Source organism: Halomonas sp. BMC6 (assembly GCF_964204995.1).
In the GTDB taxonomy this organism is placed as follows: Bacteria; Pseudomonadota; Gammaproteobacteria; order Pseudomonadales; family Halomonadaceae; genus Vreelandella.
On the sequence record NZ_CAXNSH010000001.1, the window covers coordinates 1,757,356 to 1,776,849 of the forward strand.

14 protein-coding genes and 2 tRNA genes are annotated in these 19,494 nt (G+C 57.8%); 11 read left to right on the plus strand and 5 right to left on the minus strand.

Annotation, left to right across the window (positions count from 1 at the left end):
- Positions 1-20 precede the first annotated feature (20 nt).
- Both AB6K10_RS08350 and AB6K10_RS08355 read left to right on the plus strand, forming a co-directional pair.
- Positions 21-96, plus strand: a tRNA-Ala gene (locus AB6K10_RS08350).
- Positions 97-147: 51 nt separating this feature from the next.
- A tRNA-Glu gene (locus AB6K10_RS08355) sits at positions 148-223 on the plus strand.
- A gap of 375 nt (positions 224-598) precedes the next feature.
- Here the strand turns inward: AB6K10_RS08355 and AB6K10_RS08360 are convergent.
- Positions 599-1,480 carry an NAD(P)-dependent oxidoreductase gene (locus AB6K10_RS08360; RefSeq protein ID WP_339118424.1) on the minus strand — a complete coding sequence of 294 codons (882 nt, stop codon included), beginning with the start codon at positions 1,478-1,480 and terminating at the stop codon, positions 599-601.
- 99 nt (positions 1,481-1,579) lie between these two features.
- Positions 1,580-2,866 (minus strand): citrate synthase, encoded by a 1,287-nt coding sequence (gene gltA / locus AB6K10_RS08365; protein ID WP_139525436.1) that lies wholly within the window; start codon positions 2,864-2,866, stop codon positions 1,580-1,582.
- 488 nt (positions 2,867-3,354) lie between these two features.
- Here gltA and sdhC point away from each other — a divergent pair, with 488 nt between their 5' ends.
- The 9 genes from sdhC to sucD all read left to right on the plus strand — a co-directional run bounded on the left by sdhC (position 3,355) and on the right by sucD (position 15,112).
- On the plus strand, positions 3,355-3,732 hold the full coding sequence (gene sdhC, locus AB6K10_RS08370; protein ID WP_217352983.1) for a succinate dehydrogenase, cytochrome b556 subunit: 378 nt from the start codon (positions 3,355-3,357) through the stop codon (positions 3,730-3,732).
- Complete coding sequence (sdhD, locus tag AB6K10_RS08375; protein ID WP_339118425.1) at positions 3,726-4,073, plus strand: succinate dehydrogenase, hydrophobic membrane anchor protein; 348 nt, start codon at positions 3,726-3,728, stop codon at positions 4,071-4,073. The genes sdhC and sdhD overlap by 7 nt, the downstream gene beginning before the upstream one ends.
- Positions 4,074-4,076: 3 nt before the next feature.
- Entirely contained in the window at positions 4,077-5,852 is a 1,776-nt protein-coding gene (gene sdhA / locus AB6K10_RS08380; protein ID WP_305947816.1) for a succinate dehydrogenase flavoprotein subunit, read from the plus strand.
- Positions 5,853-5,879: 27 nt separating this feature from the next.
- Positions 5,880-6,590: a succinate dehydrogenase iron-sulfur subunit gene (locus AB6K10_RS08385; RefSeq protein WP_016914530.1), complete on the plus strand. Its 711-nt coding sequence runs from the start codon at positions 5,880-5,882 to the stop codon at positions 6,588-6,590.
- A gap of 333 nt (positions 6,591-6,923) precedes the next feature.
- Positions 6,924-9,758: a 2-oxoglutarate dehydrogenase E1 component gene (locus AB6K10_RS08390; protein WP_253017043.1), complete on the plus strand. Its 2,835-nt coding sequence runs from the start codon at positions 6,924-6,926 to the stop codon at positions 9,756-9,758.
- Between the two features lie 38 nt (positions 9,759-9,796).
- Positions 9,797-11,356 carry a 2-oxoglutarate dehydrogenase complex dihydrolipoyllysine-residue succinyltransferase gene (gene odhB, locus AB6K10_RS08395; RefSeq protein ID WP_339118426.1) on the plus strand — a complete coding sequence of 520 codons (1,560 nt, stop codon included), beginning with the start codon at positions 9,797-9,799 and terminating at the stop codon, positions 11,354-11,356.
- Between the two features lie 112 nt (positions 11,357-11,468).
- The gene (gene lpdA / locus AB6K10_RS08400; protein WP_339118427.1) at positions 11,469-12,908 is read left to right on the plus strand and encodes a dihydrolipoyl dehydrogenase; all 1,440 of its coding nucleotides are present in this window, start codon (positions 11,469-11,471) and stop codon (positions 12,906-12,908) included.
- A gap of 165 nt (positions 12,909-13,073) precedes the next feature.
- Entirely contained in the window at positions 13,074-14,240 is a 1,167-nt protein-coding gene (sucC, locus tag AB6K10_RS08405; protein ID WP_016914526.1) for an ADP-forming succinate--CoA ligase subunit beta, read from the plus strand.
- Positions 14,240-15,112, plus strand: coding sequence for a succinate--CoA ligase subunit alpha (sucD, locus tag AB6K10_RS08410; protein ID WP_044627828.1), 873 nt, complete (start codon positions 14,240-14,242; stop codon positions 15,110-15,112). The genes sucC and sucD overlap by 1 nt, the downstream gene beginning before the upstream one ends.
- A gap of 86 nt (positions 15,113-15,198) precedes the next feature.
- Here the strand turns inward: sucD and AB6K10_RS08415 are convergent, their stop codons facing one another.
- From AB6K10_RS08415 to AB6K10_RS08425, 3 genes are all read right to left on the minus strand, one after another.
- Positions 15,199-16,215, minus strand: a complete 1,017-nt coding sequence (locus tag AB6K10_RS08415; RefSeq protein WP_339118428.1) for a lysylphosphatidylglycerol synthase transmembrane domain-containing protein — start codon at positions 16,213-16,215, stop codon at positions 15,199-15,201.
- Positions 16,193-17,311: a glycosyltransferase family 1 protein gene (locus tag AB6K10_RS08420; RefSeq protein WP_339118429.1), complete on the minus strand. Its 1,119-nt coding sequence runs from the start codon at positions 17,309-17,311 to the stop codon at positions 16,193-16,195. The genes AB6K10_RS08415 and AB6K10_RS08420 overlap by 23 nt, the downstream gene beginning before the upstream one ends.
- Positions 17,312-17,456: 145 nt before the next feature.
- Entirely contained in the window at positions 17,457-19,397 is a 1,941-nt protein-coding gene (locus AB6K10_RS08425) for an exoribonuclease II (RefSeq protein WP_339119608.1), read from the minus strand.
- Between the last annotated feature and the right edge of the window lie 97 nt (positions 19,398-19,494).

The following is a 19,494-nucleotide window of genomic DNA, read 5'->3' on the forward strand; positions in this document are numbered from 1 at the left end:
GCTCCGTCTTCACGACATGTGGGGCCTTAGCTCAGCTGGGAGAGCGCAACACTGGCAGTGTTGAGGTCAGCGGTTCGATCCCGCTAGGCTCCACCAACATCAATCTCCATTGGTGTTGTATTGTCCAAGATATCTCAGGTCAGATACGTCCCATTCGTCTAGTGGTCTAGGACACCGCCCTTTCACGGCGGGAACAGGGGTTCGAACCCCCTATGGGACGCCACCTCGTTTATCTGCTTCTTCAAAACAGCCTAATTCGCAAATAGCAATGAGTCTTCTCACTTGCCTTTTTTGCATTCCCGCCGTTTAGAACTTGCGTCTATTTCACGCGTTTTTTGTCAATATTGTGCTTGACTTGTCCACTTTTGTATCTCGATAAAACGGGTTGTGCACAACCGCATAAATATGACGCAAAAAATCAGCGATTTATCTTAAATCCTTTTAAATCAGTAACTTATGTTAGGTTAAAAAATAACCAATTTAAGGCTGGGTCACTGTTCATGGCGATTGTGGGACGTTTTCTAGTGGTTGTGAACAGGGTTATCCACAGATAGTGTGGAAAACCCTGTCCAGATTGGCAGTGCCCGAAAGTCAAGCGTTATTCCGGCTTGCGCAGCCGTTTTAACAGCGAGGACGTGTCCCAGCGGCCACCGTCCATACGCTGTATGTCCGCATAGAATTGGTCGACCAGGGCGGTGACGGGGAGAGTGGCGTTCAGTCGTCGCGCCTGCTCTAGGCAAATGCCCAAATCCTTGCGCATCCAGTCCACCGCGAAGCCATGGTTGTACTCGTTGGCGATCATGGTAGTGTGGCGGTTCTCCATTTGCCAAGAGCCAGCGGCGCCTTTGGAGATGACGTCGATCACTTGGTGCTGATCTAGGCCGGCCTGTTCGGCAAAGTGCAGGCCTTCCGCTAAGCCTTGTACCAGTCCAGCGATACAGATCTGGTTCACCATTTTCGTGAGCTGACCGCTACTGGCAGGACCCATGAGCGTCACGGCACGTGCATAGTGGTTCAGAAGGGGGGCGACCGCATCGAAGTGAGCCTGCTCGCCACCGCACATGATGGTGAGGGCGCCGTTTTCCGCCCCTTGCTGCCCGCCTGAGACAGGGGCGTCGATGAATGCTACGCCGCGCTCCCGGCACGCAGCCTCTAGCTCCAGCGCTAAATCTGCCGATGCGGTGGTGTGATCGACCAGGTAGCTTCCGCTGTCCATGGTGCTCAGGGCGCCGTCGCTGCCGGTAGTCACTTGGCGCACGTCGTCGTCGTTGCCCACGCAGACCAGCACTAGGTCGGCCCCTTTGGCGGCCTCGGCAGGCGTCGCGTGGGCTGTGCCTCCGAATGCGTTGGCCCATGCTTCCGCTTTGCTGGCGGTGCGGTTATAAACCCGTGTGGTGAGACCTTGCTTGGTGAGGTGGCCCGCCATGGGGTAGCCCATGACGCCAAGACCGATAAACGCAACGGTTTTGATAGATCGCATAAAACACCTTTGTTGTTGGTAGAAGGTACGAGCAAACAAAAGGCCACCCTTGGGTGGCCTTTGTCATCCTATGCGTGCATTAGCGCGTTAGCCGCCAAATCACTTGCTAGGATAGTCACGTTTTTCGTGACCGACGTACAGCTGGCGCGGGCGGCCGATTTTGTAGCTTTCACTGAGCATTTCGTGCCAGTGAGAGATCCAGCCAATGGTGCGCGACACCGCAAAGATTACGGTAAACATGTTGGTCGGGATGCCCATGGCTTTCAGGATGATGCCCGAGTAGAAATCGACGTTCGGGTACAGTTTACGTTCGATGAAGTACTCATCCTCGAGCGCGATCTGCTCCAGACGCTTGGCGATTTTGAGCTGCGGGTCGTCGGCCATGCCGAGTTCGGCCAGCACTTCATCACAGGTCTCTTTCATCACTTTGGCACGCGGATCGAAGTTACGATACACGCGGTGACCAAAGCCCATCAGCTTGAACGGGTCGTTCTTGTCTTTCGCTTTGTCGACGAAGCGCTGAATGTTCTCTTCTGAGTCGTCGCCGATCTCGTCGAGCATGTTCAGCACGGCCTCGTTCGCGCCGCCGTGGGCCGGACCCCACAGGGCGGCGATACCCGCGCTGATGCAGGCAAACGGGTTAGCGCCGGTGGAGCCCGCCAAACGAACGGTCGAAGTCGAAGCGTTTTGTTCGTGGTCCGCATGCAGCATAAAGATGCGGTCCATGGCTTTCGCGTAGACCGGGTTGATTTTGTACTCTTCGCACGGATTGCTGAACATCATGTAGAGGAAGTTCTCTGCATAGCTCAGATCGTTACGCGGGTAGTTGAACGGCTGACCCACGTTGTACTTGTGCGACATGGCCGCCAGGGTCGGCATCTTGGCGATCAGGCGGATAGCGCTGATGACCCGGTCTTCCTCTTGAGTGATGTCCATGTGGTCATGGTAGAAGGCTGCTAGGCCGCCTACGACACCACACAGAATCGACATCGGGTGCGCGTCGCGGCGGAACCCTTTGAAGAAGTTGTTGATCTGGTCATGCACCATGGTGTGATTGCGAATGCGCGATTCGAAATCAGCGTACTGCTCGTCGTTGGGGAGTTCGCCAAACAGCAGGGTGTAACAAACTTCTACAAAGTTCGACTCTTTCGCCAGTTGATCAATGGGGTAACCGCGGTGCAGCAGTACGCCCTTGCCGCCATCAATATAGGTGATTGCGGACTGGCAGGAAGAGGTGGCCATAAAGCCGGGGTCGTAGGTAAACAGGCCTTCAGCACCTAGGCCGCGCACGTCGATGACGTCGGGGCCAAGTGTGCCGGAATACATGGGCAGCTCGATCGTTTTATCAAGACCGTCTACCGTCAATGTCGCTTTCCTGTCAGCCATGCTGGCCTCCTTTCGAATTCGGTTTGGGACGTAAAGTCGTTGTTTCGCATACCGCGCCGGCGAAAAGGCTTGCCCACTATAGAAGTGTGCGACATTTTGTCAATTAGCCTAAGCGCTAGTAACGCTTGTACAGACATTGTTGTTTTGAACAATTATTGTATATGATGAATAGAGGGTTCATAGTAGCGAAGTGCCAGAGGATTGACGATACGTTAACAGGCTTATCAAACCATCAATCTGCTGTCACTATAACCATGCTGCATCGCAAAATCGACTCGGGTAGGCGGCATTTTTCTTGCACCATGGTCGAGTTAAGCCTGAGATCGGTTTGTCAGCAGGGGCTAAGGTTCTTATAATCCACGGCGCGCGACCGGCAGGTAGGTGGTCGTGCCCGACTTGGCAACGGCCGAGCCCCTTCCAGCAACCACTGCCCGCTCGGGCTATGCCCGACCTGTCGCAGAGCGGGCCAAGAGAGTGTGTATAACGCCGTGAATAGCAAACGACCCGTAAACCTAGACCTAACCACGATACATTTCCCACTACCGGCGCTAACGTCGATTACACACCGTATCACGGGTGTCATCCTGTTCGTTGGCCTGATCTTCGCTTTTTGGGCGTTGGGTAAATCCCTGTCATCTCCGGCTGGCTTCGACGCTGTCAGCAGCGCCTTGGCTAACAATTTCTTCGCCAAGTTCGTTGCGTGGGGGCTGCTGTCTGCCTTGGCGTTCCACTTCGTCGCGGGCATCAAGCACCTGCTGATGGATGCCAACATTGGCGTGACATTAGAAGGTGGCGTGAAAAAAGCGCAGGCGACCGTCGTAGTAAGCGCAGTTCTGATCATTCTGGCAGGAGTTTGGGTATGGTAACCAACATCACAAGTTTTGGGCGCAGCGGGCTGTCTGACTGGCTAATGCAGCGTGTTTCTGCGGTCGTTCTGACCCTTTACACCGTTTTCGTGGTCGCCTACCTGCTGCTCAATCCGAATCTGGATTACTACACCTGGAGCGGTCTGTTCGAGCAAACCTGGATGCGCATTTTCTCGCTGCTGGCGTTTATCTCGATCGCCGCGCACGCCTGGATCGGTTTGTGGACAGTCACCACCGATTACCTCAAGTCCACTCGCCTGCGCGTGGGTGCCCAGACGCTGATCATTCTGGCCATCTTCGTGTATCTGGTGTGGGGCATTCAAATTCTGTGGGGAGCTTGATACATGTCTAATCTTCGTAGCCTGACATTCGACGCCATTATCATCGGTGGCGGTGGCTCTGGCCTGCGTGCTGCGCTTGAACTGGCGAAATCCGGTAAGAAGACAGCCGTTCTGTCCAAAGTGTTCCCGACACGCTCTCACACGGTTTCCGCTCAAGGCGGCATCACTTGTGCCATCGCGTCTGCCGACCCGAACGACGACTGGCGCTGGCACATGTACGACACGGTCAAAGGCGGCGACTACATTGCTGACCAAGACGCCGCAGAGTACATGTGTTCCGAAGGCCCCAAAGCGGTCTTCGAACTGGAGCACATGGGCCTACCGTTCTCGCGGTTCGATAACGGCCGTATCTACCAGCGCCCGTTTGGCGGTCAGTCGAAAAACTTTGGCGAAGGCGGCCAGGCGGCTCGCACCTGTGCGGCAGCCGACCGTACCGGCCATGCGCTGCTGCATACTCTGTACCAGAACAACCTCAAGAACAACACCACCTTCTTGAACGAGTGGTACGCGGTGGACCTGGTCAAGAACGCCAGTGGTGATGTAGTAGGCTGTATCGCCATGTGCATCGAAACCGGTGAAGTGGTGCACGTCAAATCGAAAGCCACGGTTCTGGCCACTGGCGGTGCGGGCCGTATTTACGCCTCTACCACCAACGCTCTGATCAATACCGGTGACGGCATTGGTATGGCGCTGCGCGCTGGCTTCCCGATGCAGGACATGGAAATGTGGCAGTTCCACCCGACCGGTATTTACGGTGCGGGTACCCTGGTGACCGAAGGTTGCCGTGGTGAAGGCGGCTACCTGATCAATAAAGACGGGGAGCGTTTCATGGAGCGCTATGCGCCCAACGCCAAAGACTTGGCAGGTCGTGACGTCGTGGCACGCTCCATGGTCATGGAAATCCTCGAAGGCCGCGGCTGTGGCGAGAAGGGCGACCACGTCTTCTTGAAACTCGATCACCTGGGTGAAGAAGTTCTTGGCAAGCGTCTGCCGGGTATCGTAGAGCTGTCTAAAACCTTCGCTCACGTCGATCCGGCGAAAGACCCGATTCCGGTCGTGCCGACCTGCCACTATATGATGGGCGGTATTCCAACCAACATCCATGGCCAGGCCATCACCCAAGACGACGACGGCAACGATCGTATCGTCAACGGCCTGTTTGCCTGTGGTGAAGCGGCGTGTGTATCTGTTCACGGTGCTAACCGCCTGGGCGGTAACTCACTGCTTGACCTGGTGGTGTTCGGCCGTGCGGCGGGTATGTTCATCGAAGGCGCGCTGAACGAAGGTATCGAATACCTCGACGCTTCCGAGTCTGACATCGAGTTCGCCATGAAGCGCATCACGCGCTGGAACGAATCCGAAGAGGGTGGCGAAAGCATTCCGGCGCTGAAAGCCGAGCTGCAAGACATCATGCAGAACTCTTTCGGTGTATTCCGTGAAGAGAAAAACATGCAAGAAGGTGTCAAAAAGCTGGCGGACCTGCGTAGCCGCATTGCCAATGCGCACCTGCCGGACAAATCCAACGCGTTCAACACGGCTCGTGTCGAAGCGCTGGAGCTGGACAACCTGATGGAAGTGGCAGAAGCAACGGCGATTGCTGCCCTCGAGCGTAAAGAGAGCCGTGGTGCCCACTCGCGCTACGACTACCCTGACCGTGATGATGTTAACTGGCTGAAACACTCGCTCTACTTCCCGGCCAGCAAAGAGCTGAAGAAGCGCGACGTCAACTTCAAGCCGAAAACCGTCGATACGTTCGAGCCCAAGGTTCGTACCTACTAATCTCCGCACCGACGAGAGGGAGTCACCATGTCCAATCTTCAGGTATCCGTATACCGCTACAATCCGGAAACCGACTCCGCACCTTATATGCAGGAGTTTCAGGTCGATACCAAAGGCCGCGATCTGATGGTGCTGGATGTTCTGCACTTGATGAAAGAGCAAGACAGCGGTCTGGCCTATCGCCGTAGCTGCCGTGAAGGCGTGTGCGGTTCCGATGGCATGAACATGAACGGCAAAAACGGCTTGGCGTGCATCACGCCGCTGTCAGACGTTGTGAAAAACAACAAGCTGACACTCCGCCCGCTGCCTGGCCTTCCGGTCATCCGCGATATGGTGGTCGATATGGGGCTGTTCTATAAGCAGTACGAGCGTATTCAGCCGTACCTGCAGAACGACACCCCGGCACCGGCCATCGAGCGCCTGCAGTCGCCGGAAGAGCGCGACAAGCTCGACGGCCTGTACGAGTGTATTCTCTGCGCGTGCTGCTCCACGTCGTGCCCGTCGTTCTGGTGGAATCCGGACAAGTTCGTAGGCCCAGCGGGGCTGCTGCAGTCCTATCGCTTCCTGGCCGACAGCCGCGATACTGCCACCCGTGAGCGCCTGACCAGCCTGGAAGATCCATTCTCGGTCTTCCGCTGCCGTGGCATCATGAACTGCGTCGCCGTGTGTCCGAAAGGGCTCAACCCGACCCGTGCGATTGGTAAAATTCGTGAAATGTTGCTCGCGGACGCCACGTAACTACTTAATCCTATGAAGAAAAAGCGTCTACCACGTAAGTTGCAGCATAAAGCTACTTAAATCGTAGCGCTTCGCTTGTTATCATAGGGGCTGTCACGGTGCGGCGACGCGTCGCACCGTGACCAGTCAAGTTTAAAAGCCGGTGCTTTAAGTACCGGCTTTTGAGCATGAACTGAGTGAGAAACGCGTCGCAAATACGTGTATGAACAAGGGCTTCCGGCCTTCGGTCGGCGCCGCCGGCAAACGTCCCGCCCCGCCGGCAGGGCAATAGCGATGTCGTTGCGCGCATGCAGCGATGCCGATACCACCCCATCAGTGCAGGGTGACCGAGAGATGCAACAAGGCATAATGGAGTTGATGTGGCGTTCCTCTCACGTTAGTGGTGGCAATGTCCACTACGTGGAAGCGCTTTACGAGCAGTACCTCGCCGATCCTGATTCTGTCTCAGACGAGTGGCGCAGCTATTTTGACCAGCTGCCGCGTCCTGAGGGCAGTGCCTCCCACGATGTTCCACTAAGCCCCATTCGTGATCAGTTCTACCAACTGGGCCGTGAAAGCCGCCCGGGCCGGGTAGCCGCCGCCCCCGACAGCGGTGAGAACAAAAAGCAGGTCAAAGTCCTGCAGCTGATCAACGCTTATCGCTTCCGTGGCCATCAGAAGGCCAATATCGACCCGCTTGGGCTGCGTAATCCCACCCCCGTTCCCGACCTCGACCTGTCGTTCCACCAGCTCTCTAAAGCTGATCTCGACACCGAGTTTCAAACCGGTTCGTTCTTCCTGGGTATTGATAAAGCGCCGCTGCGTGACATCGTCGACGCGCTGGAGCAGACCTACTGTCGCTCCATCGGTTGCGAAATCATGCACATCGTCGATACCGAAGAGAAGCGTTGGTTGCAGCGTCGTTTCGAGTCTGTCCGCAGTGCGCCCAAGTTCAGCGACGATGTGCGTAAGCACGTACTGGAGCGCTTGACCGCAGCGGAAGGTTTGGAAAACTACCTGGCGTCCAAGTACCCAGGCACCAAACGCTTCGGTCTTGAAGGTGGTGAGTCGTTCGTGCCAATGATGGACGAACTGATTCAGCGCGCCGGTGGTTACGGTACCAAAGAAGTCGTCATTGGCATGGCTCACCGTGGCCGCTTGAACCTGCTGGTCAATATCCTGGGTAAAAACCCGGCGGATCTGATCGACGAGTTCGATGGCAAGAAAGTCATCGAGCGTGGCTCTGGCGATGTGAAATACCACCAGGGCTTTAGCTCGAACGTCATGTCACCGGGTGGGGAAGTCCACCTCGCCATGTCGTTCAACCCGTCGCACCTGGAGATCGTTGCGCCGGTAGTCGAAGGGTCCGTACGCGCCCGCCAGGATCGTCGTAACGACGATGAAGGCAGCAAAGTACTGCCCATCAACGTCCATGGTGATGCTGCTTTCGCCGGTCAGGGCGTGGTGATGGAGACATTCCAGATGTCTCAAACCCGTGCCTACAAAACGGGCGGCACGGTGCATATCGTCATCAATAACCAAGTGGGCTTCACCACCTCGAACCCCTTGGATGCTCGCTCTACGGAATACTGTACTGACATTGCCAAAATGGTTCAGGCGCCGATTTTCCATGTCAACGGCGATGACCCTGACGCAGTGATTCACGCCACCCAAGTGGCGCTGGATTATCGTCAGCAGTTCAAGAAAGACGTCGTGATCGATCTGGTGTGCTACCGCCGCCGTGGTCACAACGAGGCGGATGAGCCGTCAGGCACTCAGCCGATGATGTACGCCAAGATCAAAGATCATCCCTCTTCGCGCACGCTTTACGCGCAGCGCTTGGTAGAGCAGGGCGTTATCTCGGAAGAGGACGCCAAAGCGATGGTGGAAACCTATCGCGATGATCTCGTGGCGGGTAACCACGTGGCCAACGCCCTGGTGCAAGAGCCGAACACGTCGCTGTTCGTGGATTGGGCGCCGTACCTTGGCCACGAGTGGACCGGCGATGCCGACACCACCTTCGATATGAAGCGCCTTCAGCAGCTAGCCGCGAAAATGTGCGACATTCCGGACGGTGTCGACGTTCAGCGCCAGGTTGCCAAGATCTATGAAGACCGTCGCAAAATGCAGGCGGGCGGCATGGGGCTCAACTGGGGCTTTGCAGAAACCCTGGCGTACGCCACGCTGCTGGACCAAGGCCATCCGATCCGTATCACCGGCCAGGACGTAGGTCGCGGGACGTTCTCCCACCGCCATGCGGTCGTGCACAACCAGAAAGATGGTTCGACCTACGTGCCGCTGCAAAACATGTCCGATGGTCAGCCGCGCTTCACCATTCACGACTCGTTCCTTTCGGAAGAGGCCGTGTTGGCGTTCGAATACGGTTACTCGACCACCGCCCCGAATGACCTGGTCATCTGGGAAGCGCAGTTCGGTGACTTCTTCAACGGCGCCCAGGTGGTGGTGGATCAGTTCATCTCCTCGGGTGAAACCAAGTGGGGCCGTCTGTGTGGTTTGACCATGCTGCTGCCTCATGGCTATGAGGGTCAGGGGCCCGAGCACTCCTCAGCCCGTTTGGAGCGCTTCTTGCAGCTGTGCGCCGAGCACAACATGCAGGTGTGCGTACCGACGACGCCAGCGCAGATTTTTCATTTGCTGCGCCGCCAGGTGATTCGTCCGCTGCGCAAGCCGCTGGTGGTCATGTCGCCGAAGTCGCTGCTACGCCACAAAGAAGCAGTGTCGAGCCTGGAAGATCTCGCCCACGGCAAGTTCCACATGGTACTGCCGGATCAAGCGAATCTCGACGCCGACAACGTCACCCGCGTCATCATGTGTGCCGGTAAGGTCTACTACGATTTGGCTAACTGGCGTGCTGAAAACGAGCGTGACGACACGGCGATCATTCGTCTAGAGCAGCTCTACCCCTTCCCGAAAGAAGAGCTTCTGGAAGTGCTCCAGGCGTATGCCAATGTGGAAGACATCGTGTGGTGTCAGGAAGAGCCGCTGAACCAAGGCGCCTGGTACTCCAGTCAGCACCACATGCGTACCGTGGCCGATATGTTGAAAGACGGCCTTGGGCGTGAGTTGAAATTCGCAGGGCGTCCTGCCTCGGCTGCTCCGGCAGCGGGCTACATGTCCGTCCACACTGAACAGCAGCGCCAGCTGGTGGAAGACGCTTTTAATCTATAAGCGCCCACCGGGTTTAGAGAACACATAAGGGAAACGACATGGCTACTGAGATCAAAGCGCCAACCTTTCCGGAATCCGTTGCCGAAGGCACTGTGGCCGCGTGGCATAAAAAGCCGGGTGACAGCGTCGAACGCGACGAGCTGATTGTTGAAATCGAAACCGACAAAGTGGTGCTCGAAGTCGTCGCACCGGAAGCGGGTACCCTGACCGACGTAATGGCCGAAGAGGGCGAGACCGTCGAGTCTGAGCAAGTATTGGGCAAAATTGGCGAAGGCAGCGCGTCTGGCAGCAAAGAAGATAGTTCTTCTAAAGAGAGCGCTTCTAGCGATAACAGCGCTGAAAAAACCGAATCAAAAGCAGAGTCTAAGCCTGCTGGCGGCGGTAAAAAGCACGATGTAAAAGCGCCTAGCTTCCCTGAGTCCATCCAGGAAGGCACCGTCGCCACGTGGCACAAGAAGGTCGGCGAAGCGGTCAAGCGTGACGAAGTACTCGCCGACATCGAAACCGACAAAGTCGTGCTGGAAGTCGTAGCACCGGCTGACGGCGCGCTGCAAGAGATCAAGGCCGAAGAGGGCAGCCAAGTAGAGTCCGAAGCGATTCTGGCGACCTTCGTTGAAGGTGGCGGTAGCGATGAAGCTAGCGCACCGGCTTCTAACGACACTTCCAGCAGCGACGACGAAGGCGCTGACGAGAAAGTCGGCGATAAGATTCTCGCACCGGCGGCACGTAAAATGGTGGCCGAGCACGATTTGGATGTGTCCAGGATCGAAGGCACCGGCAAAGGCGGCCGTATTCTGAAAGAAGACGTTCAGAAAGCCGTTAAAGATGGCTCGGCCAAGAAAGCGGCCAAATCCTCTGCGCCTGCCAAAGCCGCTGCTGCGCCAGCGGTCGAGGGTGAGCGTGCCGAGAAGCGCGTGCCGATGAGCCGTCTGCGTCAAACCATCGCCAAGCGTTTGGTTCAGGCTCAGCAGACCGCTGCCATGCTGACCACGTACAACGAAGTGGACATGGGAGCGGTAATGTCGCTGCGTGCCCAGTACAAAGATACCTTCCTGAAGGCCCACGACACCAAGCTCGGCTTCATGGGCTTCTTCGTGAAAGCCGCATCCGAAGCTCTCAAGCGCTTCCCGGATGTCAACGCCTCCATCGACGGTACCGATATCGTTTACCACGGCTACCAGGATATCGGCGTGGCCGTATCGACGGATCGCGGCCTCGTGGTACCGGTTTTGCGTGATACCGACAGCATGAAAATCGCCGACGTCGAGAAGACGATCGTCGACTTTGGTAAGCGGGCGCGTGACGGTAAGCTGGGCATCGACGAAATGCAGGGCGGCACCTTCACCATTACCAATGGCGGTATCTTTGGCTCGCTGATGTCGACGCCGATCATCAACCCGCCTCAAACTGCGATCCTGGGCATGCACAAGATCCAGGAGCGTCCGATGGCGGTCAATGGCAAGGTCGAGATTCGCCCGATGATGTATCTGGCACTCTCTTACGACCACCGCATGATCGACGGCAAAGACGCGGTACAATTCCTGGTTACGATTAAAGAGCTGTTGGAAGACCCGGCTCGTCTGCTGCTGGACGTATAACGAAGCGCGCTGATCCGCCTTCGCTATTCATGAGCACGCTTAGTTAATCGCACTCAGCCTCCTTCCCGCTGTCATCCCACCGGGAGGAGGCTACCAAGCTAAAGGAGCCAACATGGCTGACAAGTTTGACGTGATCGTTATCGGTGCAGGCCCTGGTGGCTACGTAGCGGCTATTCGCGCTGCGCAGCTGGGTCTGAAAACCGCCTGTGTTGAAAAATGGATCGGTAAAGAAGGTAAGGTCGTACACGGCGGCACCTGCTTGAACGTAGGCTGTATCCCGTCCAAAGCGTTGCTTGAAGCGTCGCACAAGTTCGTCGAAGCCAAGCACGATTTCGACGACATGGGTATTGAAGCCGGTGACGTCACCATGGACGTCAAGAAGATGATGGCGCGCAAGGACAAGATCGTTAAGAACTTGACCGGCGGCATCTCTGGCCTGTTCAAGGCTAACGGCGTTACCGCCATCGAAGGGACCGGTAAAGTGGTTTCTGGCAAGCAGGTTGAGGTGACCGACCTCGACGGCAACACCACCACTTACGACGCCGACAACATCGTCATCGCGGCAGGCTCTGTACCGGTGGAAATTCCGCCGACCCCGCTGACCGAAGGCCTGATTGTTGACTCTACCGGCGCACTGGAATTCCAGGAAACGCCGAAGCGTCTTGGCGTTATCGGTGCCGGTGTTATCGGCCTTGAGCTGGGCAGCGTTTGGAACCGTTTAGGTTCTGAAGTGACCGTTCTGGAAGCGATGGACTCCTTCCTGCCGATGGTCGACACCGCGATTGCCAAAGAAACCCAGAAGCTGCTCAAGAAGCAGGGTCTGGACATTAAACTGGGCGCTCGTGTGACCGGCTCGGAGTCAAAAGGCGAAGAAGTCGTCGTCAAGTACACCGATGCCAACGGCGAACAGGAAATGACCTTCGACAAGCTGATCGTTTGCGTTGGCCGTCGCCCCTACACCAAAGGCGTGATCGCTGACGGTGTAAGCGTCGAGCTGGACGAGCGTGGCTTTATCTTCGTCGACGACCAGTGCCGCACCAACGTGCCGGGCGTTTACGCCATCGGTGACTGTGTACGCGGTCCGATGCTGGCGCACAAAGCGTCTGAAGAGGGCATCATGGTGGCGGACATCATCGCTGGCCACAAAGCCGAGATGAACTACGACACCATTCCGAACGTGATCTACACCTTCCCGGAAGTGGCGTGGGTGGGTATGACGGAACAAGATGCCAAAGCTAAGGGCATCGAAGTCAAAACTGGCAGCTTCCCGTTCGCGGCCAGCGGTCGTGCCATGGCGAACAACGCTACCGAAGGCAGCGCCAAGATCATTGCCGATGCGGAAACTGACCGTATCCTCGGCATGCACATCGTGGGTCAGCACGCGGGTGAAATGATCGCCCAAGGCGTGATCGCGATGGAATTCGGCTCTAGCGCTGAAGACCTCGCGCTGACCTGCTACGCGCACCCGACCATGTCGGAAGCCGTGCACGAAGCGGCACTTGCGGTAGAAGGCCATGCGATTCATATGGCAAACCGTAAGAAGCGTAAGTAATTCGCTAAGCAACAACCAAGCGCCACCGTCAGGTGGCGCAACACTTTCAGACCTGCGCGGTAGCTTGTAGGAAACTGAAAGTACGGGGATGATCAGTGCTTTGCAGGTAGTCTGTCGAGCCAGCTGATCATCGTTCGAGTCACATGCAACCAATGGCATGAATCGATGAACCTTCACGAGTATCAAGGCAAACAGCTGTTTGCTGATTATGGTCTGCCAGTGTCCAAAGGCTTTGCCGTGGACACTCCCGAAGAAGCAGTAGAAGCGTGCAAAAAAATCGGCGGTGACATGTGGGTGGTTAAAGCCCAGGTTCACGCTGGTGGTCGCGGTAAAGCGGGCGGCGTTAAGCTGATTAAAGACCCGGCAGAAGCTAAAACCTTCGCCGAGCAGTGGCTGGGTAAAAACCTGGTGACTTACCAGACTGACGAAAAAGGTCAGCCGGTTGCTAAAATTCTGGTAGAGACCTGCACCAACATCGCAGACGAGCTCTACCTGGGTGCGGTTGTTGACCGTACTACCCGTCGTGTGGTCTTCATGGCCTCTACCGAAGGCGGTGTTGAGATTGAAACCGTCGCCGAAGAGACGCCGGAAAAGATCCTCAAAGCTGAAATCGATCCACTGGTCGGCGCACAGCCCTACCAAGCTCGCGAGCTGGCCTTTGCGCTGGGTCTGGAAGGCGATCAGGTGAAGCAGTTCACCAAGATTTTCCTGGGTCTGTCTAAGCTGTTCCACGACAAAGATCTGGCACTTCTTGAGATCAACCCGCTGGTCATCACTGACGAAGGCAACCTGCACTGCTTGGATGCCAAACTGGGCCTGGATAGCAACGCCCTGTACCGTCACCCGGACCTGCAGGCCATGCGCGATCCTTCCCAGGAAGATCAGCGTGAAGCCGACGCGGCGAAGTGGGAACTGAACTACGTCGCCCTCGACGGTAACATTGGTTGCATGGTGAACGGCGCAGGCCTGGCCATGGGCACCATGGACATCGTCAACCTGAGTGGCGGCAAACCCGCTAACTTCCTGGACGTTGGCGGCGGCGCGACCAAAGAGCGCGTCGCAGAAGCGTTCAAGATCATCCTGTCTGACGACAACGTGAAAGCTGTTCTGGTGAACATCTTCGGCGGCATCGTTCGTTGCGACATGATTGCTGAAGGCATCATCGGTGCCGTTGAGCAAGTGGGCGTTAACGTCCCGGTGGTCGTTCGCCTGGAAGGTAACAACGCTGAATTGGGCGCTGAAAAACTGGCGTCTAGCGGTCTGAACATCATCGCTGCTACCAGTCTGACCGACGCGGCTCAGCAGGTTGTAAAAGCAGCGGAGGGCAAGTAATGAGCATCCTGATCGATAAGAACACCAAGGTCATCTGCCAAGGTTTCACCGGTGGCCAGGGCACGTTCCACTCCGAGCAGGCGATTGCCTATGGCACGCAAATGGTCGGTGGTGTTACGCCGGGCAAAGGCGGCCAGACGCACCTGGGCCTGCCTGTTTTCAACACCGTGAAAGAAGCGGTCGAGAAAACCGGCGCAGAAGCCAGCGTGATCTACGTACCGGCACCGTTCTGCAAAGACTCGATCCTTGAAGCTGCGAACGCTGGCATCAAGCTGATCGTGTGCATCACCGAAGGCATCGCGACCCTCGATATGCTCGACGCAAAAGTAAAATGCGACGAGCTGGGCGTACGCCTGATCGGCCCGAACTGCCCGGGTGTGATCACTCCCGGTGAGTGCAAAATCGGTATCATGCCGGGTCACATCCACCAGCCGGGCCGCGTTGGTATCGTTTCCCGCTCTGGTACCCTGACCTATGAAGCCGTTAAGCAGACCACTGACCACGGTTTCGGTCAGTCTACCTGTGTCGGTATCGGCGGCGACCCGATTCCGGGTTCTAACTTCATCGACATCCTGGAGATGTTCGAGAAGGACCCGAAAACCGAAGCGATCGTGATGATCGGTGAAATCGGCGGCACCGCCGAAGAAGAAGCCGCGGCTTACATCAAGGCCAACGTTTCCAAGCCGGTGGTTTCCTACATTGCCGGTGTCACTGCACCTCCTGGCAAGCGCATGGGCCACGCGGGCGCCATCATCTCTGGCGGTAAAGGTACTGCCGATGAGAAATTTGCGGCTCTTGAAGACGCCGGTGTGAAAACCGTTCGTTCTTTGGCGCAAATTGGCGACGCGCTGAAAGAAGTGACCGGCTGGTAAGCCGCGCATTTTCTTCGTGGCGCTGAAAAGGGCACCTTCGGGTGCCCTTTTTGCGTTTGAGGAGGTTAAGTCAAGCGGAGAGGTGGCTAGCGCTGACGCAGCATGCGCGCGCTGTAGAACAGTAGCAGCGGCGCGCCAGCGGCAAGATACAAGTGGTAGCTAATTAGCCGCCAAACCAACACGGCGGCAGCGGCCTGCTCCCGGCCCATTAAGGGCAGCAGCAAGCTTCCCACCCCCACTTCAGCCGCCCCCGCGCCGCCAGGCAGAAAGCTGAATTGGCTGGCGGCCATGGCCAGCATCTGGGTTAAAAACGTCCAGAGCCAGTCGGCATGTCCACCGATGCCAATCACCGCTAGGTAAAGCAAGCTGTAGCGCAGCAGCCAGTGTAGGGTTGTGAGTGCCAGCATCGCTGCCAGTGTGGCTTTGGGGAGCGCCAGCGTCATACGCAGCGCATGGCGACAGCGTAACAGCCGCCTGACCAGCCAGCGCCTGCGGCTAGGGCGTAGCCAGGCCAGCCACTGGCGTCGAGTACGCAGCAGCCTGGGTAAGTATCCCATCATCAGCGAGACGCCCACCGCTAACAGCGCCAATCCCAGTAACGAGAGCTGAACCAAGCCCTGGTGTGGCCACTGGGCATCCCCGAAAACCGACATCGCCACCAAACCGCTTAGCATCAGCAGAAAGAACAGCAGGTCGCACCCCTGGTCGATGAGAAACACGGCGGTGCCTTTTGAGGGCGAAAATCCCCGCTGGGCAAGTAGTAACAGCAGAGTGGCCGGGCCGCCGCTACCGCCTGGCGTTGCACAGAGCGCGCACTTCGCCGCCAGCTCGATGCCCAGCGCGCCCCGCTGCCCAAGCTGGCCAGCGCGGCCGTTCAGCATCAGGCGCAACCGGGCAGCGTTCAAATTCCAGCACAGCGCGGCCATGGCGATCATCAGGACCAGTAGGCCAATGGGAAACTGCGCCACATGCTCAAACGCTTTGCTGCCCCCTGCAAGCGATGTGAGCACCAGTGGCGCTACCAGGGCAGCCAGCAGTAGAACGCCGTGTAGCGGACGAAATCGCAGCAGCCGTTGGGCGTTAGCGGCGGACGGCACGGGCATCGGGCTGTTCGAGTCCGCATAGATCGACATAGTGCGTCAGCAGCGAGCCAATGACGCTATCCCAGCTGAACTGGCGCTCAACAAAATGGCGCGCGTAGCGTCCGCTGGCGGCGATATCGTTGCTAAACAGCGCGGAGCAGGCGTCCGCCATCGCGTCAGGGTCAAGCGGCTGGCAGAGCACGCCCGCGCCCAGCGGTACGTTCTCAATCAGCGCGCCTGCCCGCGCGCCAATCACCGGCAGGCCGCTGGCCATCGCTTCCTGGGCCACCAGCCCAAAGGTTTCGCGGGTGCCTGCATGCAGCAGCGCATCGCTACTGGCAAGCGCCCTGGCCACTTCATGGCTACCGCAGCAGCGGTTGACCACCGTGACATTGCTAGGTACTTGAGTCGGCATGCCCGGTCCCATTAGCAGCAGGTGGTAGTCGCTGCCAAGCGCCCGCATGGTGGCGAGTAGTACGTCGATATTCTTTTCTCGGGAAAAGCGGCCGACAAAGATCAGCAGCTTTTTATCCGCAGGAATACCCATGGCCGTACGGAAGCCGGGGTCGCGCCGTGAAGGGTGAAACTGCTCTAAATCAACCCCTAACGACTGCACGCGCACGTTGGGCACGCCCCACTCGGTGAGTCGGTTGGCCATGGCGTGGCAGGGAGCCAGTACGCTATCAAAGCGCTGGTACAGGTCCACCACGTAGCGAATTAGCCGTTGGCGAACTTGGCGGCCAAAACGGTCGCCCATCAAGTGGGGTAAATCGGAGTGATAGAAACCCACCACCGGCACGCCCAAGCGTTGGCCAGCCTCCAGCGCTGCCCAAGCGGTAACGTAAGGGTCGCCTGCTTCGATTAACGTGGGGGAGAGGTCTACCAAGGCATCACGCCAAGGGCGGCGGCGCAGCGGGAATCGATAGCCTTGCCCAAGAGGCAGATGCAGCGCTGGTAGCGTGTGGTGGTCGCCCAAACTATCACGCTCAGCCCCTGGCACCAGCAGGCTGGTACGGAGGTTGGGTGTGCGCGAGAGGACGCGATGTTTGGCCTGTAAATAGGTGCGAACGCCGCCGCTTGCCGGGGCGTGGAACATGGTCACATCGGCGATGTGCAAGGTAACCTCCGAGCCACATGAGTGTCATCGAATTACCTTAGGGTAGAAATAAGTCAGTTCTGCGACAACGTCACCGCGCGGCGGAAATAAAAACGCCACGGCATGGCCGTGGCGTTTAGCGCTTGCTGGCAAATGCCCCGTGGGTTTAGGCAGCGGGTTTGGCAACCAGCGAGCGCGTCTCTTCGCGGGCTTCCGTGAGCGATACGCGCAGGCTATCGCCCAGCTTGAAGCGCTCTTCGCCTTCGATCTGAATGCGGCCCTCTTTGTCATCGATGACCACTTTATCGCGGTCGCTGTGCATCAAGGGGGCGGGCACGAATGCCGTCGCGCCGTTCTCGATCAGGCGAACCCGCATGCCGCCACGGTTGATCGCCATGATCTCTGCATCGAAGGTGTCCTGATTCTGCGCGGCCGGGGTCAGGTAGCGCACGTAGAGCCAATCTTTCACGTCGCGCTCGGCCATGCGGTTCAGGCGGCGACGCTCGGTGAGCTGCTCGGTGAGCTGCTGGCTGGCTTCTGCCGGTGCCTGCTCGCCCTTCAGCACGCGCTTGATCAAGCGGTGATTGACCATATCGCCATACTTACGAATCGGCGAGGTCCAGGTGGCGTAGGCGGGCAGGCCCAGGCCGAAGTGCGGGCCAGGTTGGGCCGACATGCTGGTGAAGCCCTGGAAACGGCGTAGGCGCGCATCCAGCCAAGCGTCGTCGCGGCTCTCAAGCGCACGCTTCAGCTCTTTATAGTGGGCAAGCTCGGTGAGCGCTTCCTGAGCCACTTCGATGTCCTGAGTCGCCAGGAACTCTTGTGCCGCTTCGGCTTTTTCCGGCTCGAAAGCGCGGTGCACGTTGAAGATGCCGTGGCCGATATGGCTGGCCAGGAAGTCCGCACAGCAGGCGTTGGCAGCAATCATCGACTCTTCGATCATGCGGTTGGCAATGCGGCGGTCTTCGGTATGAATCCCCAGCACGTTGCCCGCTTCATCCAGCTCGAACACGTAATCAGGACGATCTTTAAATACCAGCGCGTGCTCGTTACGCCACGCGGTACGGGCTTCGGTCAGCTCACGCAGGGCGTGTAGCTGCTCGGCAATATTATCTGCCGGTGCCCAGTCGCCTTGGCCTTCAATCCAGTCAGAGACGCGCTCGTACACCAGCTTAGCGTGGGACTTCACGTTGGCCGCGAAGAAGCGGTAGGCCCCCAGGCTGCCGTCGGCGTTAATGTTCAGCGTGCAGGCTAGGGCAGGGCGCTCTTGGCCTTCCCACAGCGAGCAAAGATCATCCGCCAACTGCTCGGGCAGCATGGTCACGTTCTGGCCCGGCAGGTACACGGTAAATGCACGGACGCGGGCTTCCAGATCAGCAGCGTGGCCCTCTTCCACATAAGCGGTGGGGTCGGCAATCGCCACGCTCAGTTGCCAGCCGCCTTCCGGGCGTGCCACTACGTGCAGCGCGTCATCCATATCGCGGGTTTTTTCACCGTCGATCGTGAAGTACGGCTGCTCGGTGAGGTCTTCACGGGTGAGGCCTTCATCGTGCAGCGGCCAGTCGCTGCCGGCATCCGGGCACTCTTGCTCCAGCGCGTGGCGAGCAAGCGTCACGCGCCACGGCACGGCCGGGTTATCGGCTTTGGCCACTAGCTCATCAATCTGAGTGAAGAAGCCGCGGTCGTTCTCTTTTAGCGGGTGACGCACCAAACGCGCCACGACCCAATCGCCGTCGGCAATCGAGTCTTCATCCAGGCTGTTTTTGATGCGTGCTTTTAGAACGTTGCGAATCGAGGGATGATCCGGCACCACCGCGAGGCGGCCTTCGCGCTTTTGCACGCGAGCAACGAAGCGGTCTAAACCGGCTTCAATAAGCTTTTCAGGCTCAACCGACTTTTTATCACCGTTCTCGTGAATCACGGCTTCCACACGGTCGCCGTGCAGGACCTGTTTCATGGCGGGGGGCGGCACGAAATAGGATTCGCCGCTATCAGTTTCAAGAAAACCAAAGCCTTTTTCTGTGGCTTTGATCACCCCTTCAGCGCGCGGGGTGGTTTCACGGATCTGTTGCTTGAGCTGGGCAAGCAGGGAGTTGTTTTGAAGCATGTGTTCAATCAGTTGGCGAGAGTAGGTTGCCACTATACGGATTCCCACTGGCCGCGCCAATCGTTGCCCCTGGGGAAGTGGCGACGGCGACGGCAGG

Excerpts from the sequence above, each read along its gene's own strand:
- AB6K10_RS08360 (WP_339118424.1), bottom strand. The coding sequence starts at position 1,480 with ATGCGATCTATCAAAACCGTTGCGTTTATCGGTCTTGGCGTCATGGGC.
- gltA (WP_139525436.1), bottom strand. The coding sequence starts at position 2,866 with ATGGCTGACAGGAAAGCGACATTGACGGTAGACGGTCTTGATAAAACG.
- sdhD (WP_339118425.1), top strand. The coding sequence starts at position 3,726 with ATGGTAACCAACATCACAAGTTTTGGGCGCAGCGGGCTGTCTGACTGG.
- sdhA (WP_305947816.1), top strand. The coding sequence starts at position 4,077 with ATGTCTAATCTTCGTAGCCTGACATTCGACGCCATTATCATCGGTGGC.
- AB6K10_RS08385 (WP_016914530.1), top strand. The coding sequence starts at position 5,880 with ATGTCCAATCTTCAGGTATCCGTATACCGCTACAATCCGGAAACCGAC.
- AB6K10_RS08390 (WP_253017043.1), top strand. The coding sequence starts at position 6,924 with ATGCAACAAGGCATAATGGAGTTGATGTGGCGTTCCTCTCACGTTAGT.
- odhB (WP_339118426.1), top strand. The coding sequence starts at position 9,797 with ATGGCTACTGAGATCAAAGCGCCAACCTTTCCGGAATCCGTTGCCGAA.
- lpdA (WP_339118427.1), top strand. The coding sequence starts at position 11,469 with ATGGCTGACAAGTTTGACGTGATCGTTATCGGTGCAGGCCCTGGTGGC.
- sucC (WP_016914526.1), top strand. The coding sequence starts at position 13,074 with ATGAACCTTCACGAGTATCAAGGCAAACAGCTGTTTGCTGATTATGGT.
- sucD (WP_044627828.1), top strand. The coding sequence starts at position 14,240 with ATGAGCATCCTGATCGATAAGAACACCAAGGTCATCTGCCAAGGTTTC.
- AB6K10_RS08415 (WP_339118428.1), bottom strand. The coding sequence starts at position 16,215 with ATGCCCGTGCCGTCCGCCGCTAACGCCCAACGGCTGCTGCGATTTCGT.
- AB6K10_RS08425 (WP_339119608.1), bottom strand. The coding sequence starts at position 19,397 with ATGCTTCAAAACAACTCCCTGCTTGCCCAGCTCAAGCAACAGATCCGT.